The organism is Mycobacterium sp. MYCO198283 (assembly GCF_021213805.1).
Lineage (GTDB): Bacteria > Actinomycetota > Actinomycetes > Mycobacteriales > Mycobacteriaceae > Mycobacterium.
The window spans coordinates 309,575-317,845 of the sequence record NZ_JAJQJI010000001.1; the positions used below are offsets into that span (position 1 = coordinate 309,575).

Below are 8,271 nucleotides of genomic sequence, written 5' to 3' on the forward strand. Positions count from 1 at the left end.
AAGTCAGAGGCGCGTGGCCTGTCCCGCTCGCACCAACGACGACACCACCGAGCCGTGGACCTCCTCGATCGTCATGCCGACGAGCACGTGGTCGCGCCACGCCCCGTCGACGTGCAGGTAGCGGCGCAGCAGCCCCTCCTCGCGAAAGCCGGCTTTCGCCAACACCGCCCGGCTGGCCGCGTTCTCCGGCCGCACGGTGGCCTCGACGCGGTGCAGGGTCACCGGCCCGAAGCAGTGGTCAAGGCCCAACGCCAGCGCACCGGTGGCCACGCCGCCGCCGATCGCCGACGTGGTCACCCAGTAGCCGATCCACGCCGACTTCAGTGCCCCGTGCGTGACGTTGCCGATGGTCAGCTGACCGCAGAACTCGCCGTCCAGCTCGATGACGTACGGCAGCATTCGACCTCTGCGCGCCTCGGCCCGCAGCCCGCCGCACACCGACGGCCATGCCGAGATGCCGTGCCGCGCTTCCCAACCCGCATCGGCGGTCGGCTCCCACGGCTCCAGGTGCTCGCGGTCGGCCAGCCGGAGCCGGCTCCACACCGCCGCGTCGCGCAGCCGCACCGGGCGCAGCCGGATGATTCCGGCCGCCACCCGCAGCGGCCCGACCGGCTGCGGCCAGCCGGGGTGGCTGGCGTCGGTGCGCAACAGGTTCACGCGGTCAGCCGCGTTGGGCCAGGAACGCGACGTCGACCGTCTCGCCGGTGCGGATCTCTTCGACGTCGTCGGGAATCACGACGAGGCAGTTGGCCTCGGCCAGTGTCGCCAGCAGGTGCGACGACGCGCCGGGCGCCCCGAGCACCTGCACCAGGTATTCACCGTTGTCCTGGTCGCGCATCAGTTGGCCGCGCAGATATCCCCTGCGGCCGGCGACCGAGGCGATCGGCGACAGCGTGCGCGCCGAGATGATGCGACGCATCGGCTGCCGTTTCCCGAGCGAGAGGCGGATCAACGGCCGCACCATCACCTCGAACACCACCAGCGCACTGACCGGGTTGGCGGGCAGCAGGAACGTCGGAACGCCTTCGGCGCCGAGCTGGCCGAAGCCCTGCACGGAGCCGGGATGCATCGCGACCCGAGTGACCTCCATGTCGCCGAGCGCGGACAGCGCGGCGCGGACGCCTTCGGTGGCCGCCCCGCCGACAGCGCCGGCGATCACCACGATCTCCGACCGGTTGAGCTGCCCCTCGACGACGTCGCGCAGCTCCTGCGGGTCGGTGCTGACGATGCCGACGCGGTTCACCTCGGCGCCGGCATCGCGGCCGGCGGCCGCGAGCGCATAGGAATTGACGTCGTAGACCTGGCCGTTGCCGGGCGTCCGCGACACGTCGACGAGCTCGCCGCCCACCGACAGCACCGACAGCCGCGGCCGCGGATGCACGAGCACGCGATCCCGGCCCACCGCGGCGAGTAGGCCGACCTGCGCCGCGCCGATGATCGACCCGGCCCGCACGGCCACGTCGCCCGGCTGCACGTCGTCGCCGGTGCGTCGCACGTAGGCGCCGCTTCGCACCGACCGCAGCACCCGCACCCGGTGTTGACCGCCGTCGGTCCACCGCAACGGCAGCACGGCGTCGGCCAGCGTGGGCATGGGCGCGCCGGTGTGTACGCGGGCGGCCTGCCGGGGCTGCAACCGGCTCGGGGTTCGGGCGCCGGCGTGGATCTCGCCGACGACGGGCAGCTGCAGCCCGGCGCCTTCGGGCGCATCGCCGTCAGCCGTGCCGCCCACCGCGGCGACGTCGACGCTGCGCACCGCGTAGCCGTCGATCGCGGCCTGGTCGAAACCGGGCAGCGGATGCTCGGTGACCACCTCTTCGGCGCACATCAGCCCCTGCGCCTCGGCGATCGCGACCCGCACCGGCCTCGGTGCCACGGCAGCTGCGGTCACCCGGCTCTGCTGCTCTTCCACCGAACGCACAGCACGCCTTTCTTGCCGCCGACGGCGGCGCGCCTGTCAGTTTTCGCTCAAGCCCAGGCGTTCCACCAGCCAGCGCCGCAAGTCGGGGCCATAGTCATCACGGTCCAACGCAAAGTCAACCGCAGCCTTGAGATACCCGCCAGGATTTCCCAGGTCGTGTCGAGAGCCGCGGTGCACCACCACGTGGACGGGATGTCCCTCGGCGATGAGCAGCGCGATCGCGTCGGTGATCTGGATCTCCCCGCCGACGCCGTGGTCCACCCGGCGCAGCGCGTCGAAGATCGCCCGGTCGAGCAGGTAGCGGCCGGCGGCGGCATACGGCGACGGCGCGTCCTCGGCCTTCGGCTTTTCCACCATGCCGTTGACCTTGAGCACGTTCGGGTTGGTCGCGTCGGGCACCACCTCGACGTCGAAGACGCCGTAGGCGCTGATCTCCTCCGGCGGCACCTCGATGGCGCACAACACCGAGCCGCCGCGCTTGGCGCGCACCTTCGCCATGGTCTCCAGCACGCCGGTGGGCAACACCAGGTCGTCGGGCAGCAGCACCGCGACGGCGTCCTCGTCCGGCGCCAACACCGGTTCCACACACCCGATCGCGTGACCGAGGCCCAGCGGCTCCTGCTGGATCACCGATTCGACCTTGATCAACTCGGGCGCCCGGCGAACCTTTGCGAGCATCGTCTTCTTGCCGCGGGCTTCGAGCGTCCCTTCGAGCACCAGGTCCTGGACGAAGTGCGCGACGACGCCGTCCTTGCCTTCGGAGGTGACGATCACCAGCCGCTCGGCACCCGCCTCCGCCGCCTCGGCGGCGACGAGCTCGATGCCGGGCGTGTCGACCACCGGCAGCAACTCCTTTGGCACCGTCTTGGTCGCCGGGAGGAAACGGGTGCCGAGCCCGGCCGCCGGGACGATGGCCGTACGCGGGATCGGAACCTGATTTTCCCTCATCATCTGCACCCTATCCGCCGAGCTGCCTGCCGGCCGGGCGACGAGCACGACGGCCGACGCTGGCTGGTCACGCACTTTCCTGTCATCGTTACCCTGTGGCGCTCCCCCCGAAGCAGGTGCTGCGCGCCGAACTGCTGGCAGCGCGCCGCCGGGTTGCTCCCGGCGTGCGCGATGTCGAGGGCAGCGTACTCCGTGCCCACGCGCTCGCCGCAGTGAGCAGGGCAGACACCGTCGCCGCCTATGTACCGGTGGGGTCGGAGCCCGGCTCGCGGTCCCTGCTCGATGCATTGCTGGACGGCGGCGTCACGGTGCTGCTCCCGGTTGCCCGGACCGGCGCCGACGGTGCTCCGCAGCCGTTGCAGTGGGCGCCGTACACCGGCCGGACGTCGCTGCGGCGCGCGGCGTGGGGGTTGTGGGAGCCCGCCGGGGACCCGATGCCGCCCGAGGCGATCGGCATGGCCACCACGGTCCTGGTGCCGGCGCTGGCGGTCGACCGGGCCGGGGTGCGGCTGGGCCGCGGCGCCGGCTACTACGACAGGTCGCTGCGATTCCGCGATCCGGCGGCGCGGCTGATCGCGGTGGTGCGCGACGACGAACTGCTGGCCGCGCTGCCGTCGGCGCCGCACGACGTCCCGATGACCCACGCACTCACGCCGTCGCGCGGCCTGGTGACGCTGGCTGCCTCGGGGAATACCGACTAGCTCGTTGGCACTTGAATCGGTAGAGTGCCAACAGCTCATTCGACCGGAGGTTTTGCGTGCCGACATACTCCTACGCCTGCACCGAGTGCGGGCACCGGTTCGACGCCGTGCAGTCGTTCTCCGATGACGCGCTGACCACCTGCCCGGAGTGCGCCGGGCGCCTGCGCAAGCTCTTCAACTCGGTGGGCGTGGTGTTCAAGGGCAGCGGCTTCTACCGCACCGACAGTCGGGCCGGCAGCAACGGCGGGTCGAGCAGCTCCGCGTCGGAGTCCAGCTCGTCGACCAGCAGCGCCGACGGCGCCGCGAAGACCGAATCCAAGAGCGAACCGAAGGCCGAGACCAGCAGCAGTAAGGCGCCCGCGGCCACCGCCAGCTGAGTTATCCCCAGCCCGCGCACCGCCGGGCCGTAGCAGAGACCGTGGCGCCTTAGGTTGGCGCCATGGGGGACTCGCTGAATCCGACCGCGCTGCACCGGCTGGCGGCGCTCCTGCGCCCGGGCTGGGCTCGCACCGTGGCCGCACGCCGCCTCGCCGCAGCCGGGCTGGTGCTGCTCGCCGGCGTGGCCGCGCTTAGGGCCGATCCCGACGGCGACCGCGCCGCGGTGGTCGTGGCGGCGCGCGATCTCGCACCCGGCGTCGAGCTGACCGCCGACGACGTGCGCCTCGAGCACCGGCCGCGCGGTGAGGTGCCGGACGGGTCGTCCGGGGCGCTCGACGACGTCCTGGGCAGTACTGTGGCCGGTCCTGCCCGCCGCGGCGAGGTGCTGACCGACGTCCGGGTCCTCGGCCCGCGGCTCGCCGGAGCCGCCGCCCAGGTGAAGGACGCGCGCATCGTTCCTGTACCGCTGCCCGACGGCGCGCTCACCGACGTCATCCGGGCCGGGGACGTCGTCGACGTCCTGGCGGACGGCTCGGCCGACGCCGGCCCGGGCGATCCGGCCCAGCCGCGGGTGGTCGCGTCCCGCGCGGTGGTGGTGCTCGTGTCGGCGGCACCGCAGCAGCGCGGTCCTGCCGGTCAGCGGATGGTGCTGTTGGCGTTGCCGGCACCGGCGGCGGCGGCGGTCGCCGGCGCGGCGATCACCGAGGCGGTGACGGTGATCTTCCGCTGATCACAACCGGCTGACGGCGAAGGCAGCGCCCTCGTTCGTCAGCCCGTTGACGCCGTACAGCGCATGCGCGACGGTCGGGCCGCCGTCCGGGGCGCCCGAGCAGATGGTGTCGCCCGGCGTGCACAGTTCGAGCGTCTTTCCGGCGTAGGCGGGACCGATCACGACCGGCGGTGCGCCGTAATTCGCGAGGAACTCCGCCGACGGCTTGCCGAACAGCACGACCGCGGCGACGTGGTCGGCGACCGATGCCGGCAGCGGCGCGGGCACCAGTTCGGCCGGCACCCCGGGCGGAACTTGGGCCGCCGTCACGAATCCGGACACGACGGCGCCCTGCGAGTAGCCGCCCAGGATCATGCGGGTGTTCGGGCAGGTCGCCGCCGTGGTCTGCACGTGGTTGGCCTCGTCCCGGATGCCGTCGACGACGGTGCGGGCGAACTCCAAACCGCCGGAGAAATTGTCGCTCGCCGGGTAGTTCACGGCGTAGACGTCGACCGTGCGAGGCGCGGCCTGGGCGCGGACCGCATCGACGAATGCCTGCCCGACGCCACCGACGCCCGGCGCTTCGTTGGTGCCGCGCGCGAACACCACCTGGACGTCGGGACATGGTGCGGCGGCCGCGGGCGACGCCGTCACTCCCAGCAGCGCCGTCCAGGCGGCCGTGATCACGGTCGCCACCGAGGCGGCCCAAAGCCGAGCGCTCATCCGAACTCCTTCATCTCGCTTCATCTCGCGCACTGTCCAACGCGGGTGACGTCCGAGGTACCCCGCCGCGGGTGGACCCACACCCATCGCCGGATGTCACGATGGCGGTGATGCCGGGACACGCCGGCGCAGAAGACGAGGCGACATGGCGACCGCTGCACGGCCACCCGAGATCCGCACCGCATGGCTCACCGATACCTGGCTGGCGTTGCTCTTCGTCACCACGCGGGTGCAGCGTTCGGCCCCGCGGCGCCGCCGGCAGCAGCTGCTGCGCGAACAGTCGACCAATCTCGCCGCGCTGCAACGCAAACCGCTGCGGGTGATGCTGACCAGCCTGCTGTGGCTCGACGGTCGCCGCTGGTGGCCGTACGTGCCGGTGTTCGTCGGTGTGCTCGCGCCGGTCGAGCGGCTCCTGGGGCCATTGCGCTTCGTCGCGGTCGGGATGTCCGCTCACGTCGGCGGCACGCTGATCAGCCAGGCGCTGCTCGCGCGGTCGATCCGCCGGGCCGACGAGCCGCGCCGGCTCGTGCACGCCCGCGATGTCGGCGTGAGCTACTTCGTGCTCGGCATCTTCGGCATGCTGGCCGGCACGCTCGACCGGCCGGGGCGCAACGCGGCCCAGCTGGCCGCAGCGGGCGCGGTGGCCGCGGCGGCCGCCACCCGCGCCAACTTCACCACCACCGGGCACAACGCGGCACTGCTGATCGGCACGTTGTGGTCGCCGCTGCTGGCCCGCGTCATATCGCGGCGCCGCGGCAGCGAATCGCCTCTCGGCGCCAACTCGCGGCCGCGTCGCTGGTGACGGCGCCGCTGGCGGCCGCCACGTCGATCTCGCGCGCGATCGACGTCAGCACGCTGACCGGCACCGCGACGTGATCGCCCTCGGTCGGCTCGCTCATGCACTCGGCCAGTGAGTGCAGCAGGTGCGCCAGCGGATGGATGTCGGGCATCCCGTTCACCGCGTGCGCCTCGTCGGCGGCGCAGAGCAGCACCTCGGCGATGGTGGCGGTCAGCCGCCCGATGGCGTTGACGGTGACGAGGGCCGCGCCGTCCTTGCCCCCGACGTGGTGCTCGGCGATGTCGAGTTCGTCGCGTTCGGCGGCGAACCACTCCGCCATCTGTTCGATCACCGCATCGGTGACGAACTGCGTCGCCTCCAGCGACGAAATGCGCCGCGCCCGTGCCGTGTCCATGACCCGACGCGCCACCAGTCGGCGGGTTTGCGTCACATCGGCCGCAATGCCCCGCACCGACAGCCGCGTGGTCAACAGTTCGGCGCGCTCGGCCAACCAGTCCTGTGTCACGCGCATACGCCACTTGCTGAAGCGGAATGAGGCCGCGACGGCCGCTGCATAACTCAGTGTGACACTTCGGCGATATCGGGCGAGCCGTTTGCGGCGGGATTATCGTGGCGCCGCCCACCGGAACCGTCCGTATGACCCGAAAGGACGCCCATGCTCAAGGGATTCAAGGACTTCCTCGCCCGCGGGAACATCGTCGACCTGTCGGTGGCGGTGGTCATCGGCACCGCATTCACCGCGCTGGTCACCTCTTTCACCGACAGCATCCTGCGGCCGCTCATCAATCGGCTCGGCGCGGGCACCGACACCGAATACGGGCTGCTGCGCATTTCGCTGGGAGCCGGCTACGACCCGATCGACCTCAACCAGCTGCTGTCCGGCACCATCAACTTCCTGCTGGTGGCGGCCGTGGTCTATTTCCTCATCATGTTGCCGTACAAGCGATTCCGCGACCGTGGCGAGGTGGCGCAGGCGCAGGACACGCAGCTGACCCTGCTCACCGAGATCCGGGATCTGTTGGCGGACGGCCACCGGACCGCCCGTGATCCCCACACCGCCGACAGTACGAGCGCCGACCGCGACAGCTGACCGCCACGGAAAAAGAGGAGCCCGCCGTTGCCGGCGGGCTCCTCTTCTCTTCGACGGTGGCGGTCAGCCGCAGGAGGTGAACCCGTTGACGACGCAGTCGATACCGACGTCGCTGAGGTTGCCGGGATTCGGGGCCGATGCCTGCACGGCCACCGGGGTGCCCTTGGGGAGCGCGATGTCGGACTTACGCTCGTCGCCCTGGGTGGCGGAGCGCTCCGCGGAGCCGGAGGCACGGACGTTGCCCTCGGGCGCCGGGTGGCTGACCGGCTTGCTCGGATCGGGAGTGAGCTCGTCAGCGCTGGCGGTGCCGGCGCCGAGGCCCAGCAGCGCAGCGGAGATGGCGAACGCACCCGCACCCGCGATGCCCACCTTCTTGGCGCGACGGGCGAGACCTTCGTGCTTGGCCACTGGAGCATCCTCCTTCATCACAGGCCCGACGGACCTGTTCCGGCGTTGTCGTGCGCATGACACTACCACCGAGACCACCGCCGTGCACCAGTGCCGACCTGCGCATTCAGCGGTATTCCGCATGGCGGGAAAGGGCTGTCGCGCAACGGGTCACGCGCCGCGGCCGGCCGCTGCTCGTCCACCGGCCAAAGCTGTGGAAAGGCCCCCGGCCGATGGGCCGGGGGCCTGCCACACACCACAGGTCAGTTCATGTTCCACGGCTCGCCGTAGGTCGTGACGCTGTCACCGGCCTTGCTGATCAACCGAGCGAACGGCCGCAGCAGCACACCACCGGCAGCACCGGTCACCGTGCCGTGCGCGTTGTTCACCGCCACCGCACCATTGGCGCCCTCGACGTCCACCGAGAACGTCGCCACCTCGGTGATACCCGGGCCGTTACCCAGATCAGCCGAGAACGTCGCACCCGGGAAGAACGGCGTCGACGAGAAACTGTCGCCGGGGAAAGCTCCCACCGCATCGGCGCCATCGAGCGCGATGTTCGGCGTGCTGTAGGAGAAGTTGATCCCCACACCCAGCGACCACGGGAAACCGATCTGA

At 71.4% G+C, this 8,271-nt stretch carries 12 protein-coding genes; 5 read left to right on the top strand and 7 right to left on the bottom strand.

What is annotated here, in order from left to right; genetic code table 11:
* Positions 1-3: 3 nt before the first annotated feature.
* The 3 genes from LV457_RS01505 to LV457_RS01515 are packed head-to-tail and all read right to left on the bottom strand — an operon-like array spanning position 4 to position 2,866.
* On the bottom strand, positions 4-657 hold the full coding sequence (locus tag LV457_RS01505; protein WP_232168591.1) for a GNAT family N-acetyltransferase: 654 nt from the start codon (positions 655-657) through the stop codon (positions 4-6).
* A 4-nt stretch (positions 658-661) separates the two neighbouring features.
* A complete protein-coding gene (glp, locus tag LV457_RS01510; RefSeq protein WP_232168592.1) occupies positions 662-1,918 on the bottom strand; it encodes a gephyrin-like molybdotransferase Glp in 1,257 nt (418 codons plus the stop codon).
* A gap of 36 nt (positions 1,919-1,954) precedes the next feature.
* Positions 1,955-2,866: a UTP--glucose-1-phosphate uridylyltransferase gene (locus LV457_RS01515; RefSeq protein WP_232168593.1), complete on the bottom strand. Its 912-nt coding sequence runs from the start codon at positions 2,864-2,866 to the stop codon at positions 1,955-1,957.
* A gap of 95 nt (positions 2,867-2,961) precedes the next feature.
* On the opposite strand from LV457_RS01515, the gene LV457_RS01520 reads away from it, so the two are divergent.
* From LV457_RS01520 to LV457_RS01530, 3 genes are all read left to right on the top strand, one after another.
* Entirely contained in the window at positions 2,962-3,567 is a 606-nt protein-coding gene (locus tag LV457_RS01520) for a 5-formyltetrahydrofolate cyclo-ligase (protein ID WP_232168594.1), read from the top strand.
* 56 nt (positions 3,568-3,623) lie between these two features.
* Complete coding sequence (locus LV457_RS01525; RefSeq protein ID WP_232168595.1) at positions 3,624-3,944, top strand: FmdB family zinc ribbon protein; 321 nt, start codon at positions 3,624-3,626, stop codon at positions 3,942-3,944.
* Positions 3,945-4,006: 62 nt separating this feature from the next.
* Positions 4,007-4,675 (top strand): SAF domain-containing protein, encoded by a 669-nt coding sequence (locus tag LV457_RS01530; protein WP_232168597.1) that lies wholly within the window; start codon positions 4,007-4,009, stop codon positions 4,673-4,675.
* Here the strand turns inward: LV457_RS01530 and LV457_RS01535 are convergent, their stop codons facing one another.
* Positions 4,676-5,377: a cutinase family protein gene (locus tag LV457_RS01535; RefSeq protein ID WP_232168598.1), complete on the bottom strand. Its 702-nt coding sequence runs from the start codon at positions 5,375-5,377 to the stop codon at positions 4,676-4,678. It abuts the gene before it with no gap.
* Between the two features lie 145 nt (positions 5,378-5,522).
* Here LV457_RS01535 and LV457_RS01540 point away from each other — a divergent pair, with 145 nt between their 5' ends.
* Positions 5,523-6,179: a rhomboid-like protein gene (locus LV457_RS01540; RefSeq protein WP_232168600.1), complete on the top strand. Its 657-nt coding sequence runs from the start codon at positions 5,523-5,525 to the stop codon at positions 6,177-6,179.
* Here LV457_RS01540 and LV457_RS01545 read toward each other — a convergent pair.
* Positions 6,115-6,681, bottom strand: a complete 567-nt coding sequence (locus tag LV457_RS01545) for a hypothetical protein (protein WP_232168602.1) — start codon at positions 6,679-6,681, stop codon at positions 6,115-6,117. The genes LV457_RS01540 and LV457_RS01545 overlap by 65 nt on opposite strands.
* A gap of 150 nt (positions 6,682-6,831) precedes the next feature.
* Between LV457_RS01545 and mscL the strand changes: the two genes are divergently transcribed.
* Positions 6,832-7,266: a large-conductance mechanosensitive channel protein MscL gene (gene mscL, locus LV457_RS01550; protein ID WP_232168604.1), complete on the top strand. Its 435-nt coding sequence runs from the start codon at positions 6,832-6,834 to the stop codon at positions 7,264-7,266.
* A gap of 63 nt (positions 7,267-7,329) precedes the next feature.
* On the opposite strand, the gene LV457_RS01555 is transcribed toward mscL, so the two are convergent.
* Together LV457_RS01555 and LV457_RS01560 are read right to left on the bottom strand one after the other, a co-directional pair.
* Positions 7,330-7,674, bottom strand: coding sequence for a hypothetical protein (locus LV457_RS01555; RefSeq protein ID WP_232168605.1), 345 nt, complete (start codon positions 7,672-7,674; stop codon positions 7,330-7,332).
* A gap of 242 nt (positions 7,675-7,916) precedes the next feature.
* A partial coding sequence (locus LV457_RS01560) for an MspA family porin (RefSeq protein WP_232168606.1) occupies positions 7,917-8,271 on the bottom strand: 355 nt, incomplete at its 5' end.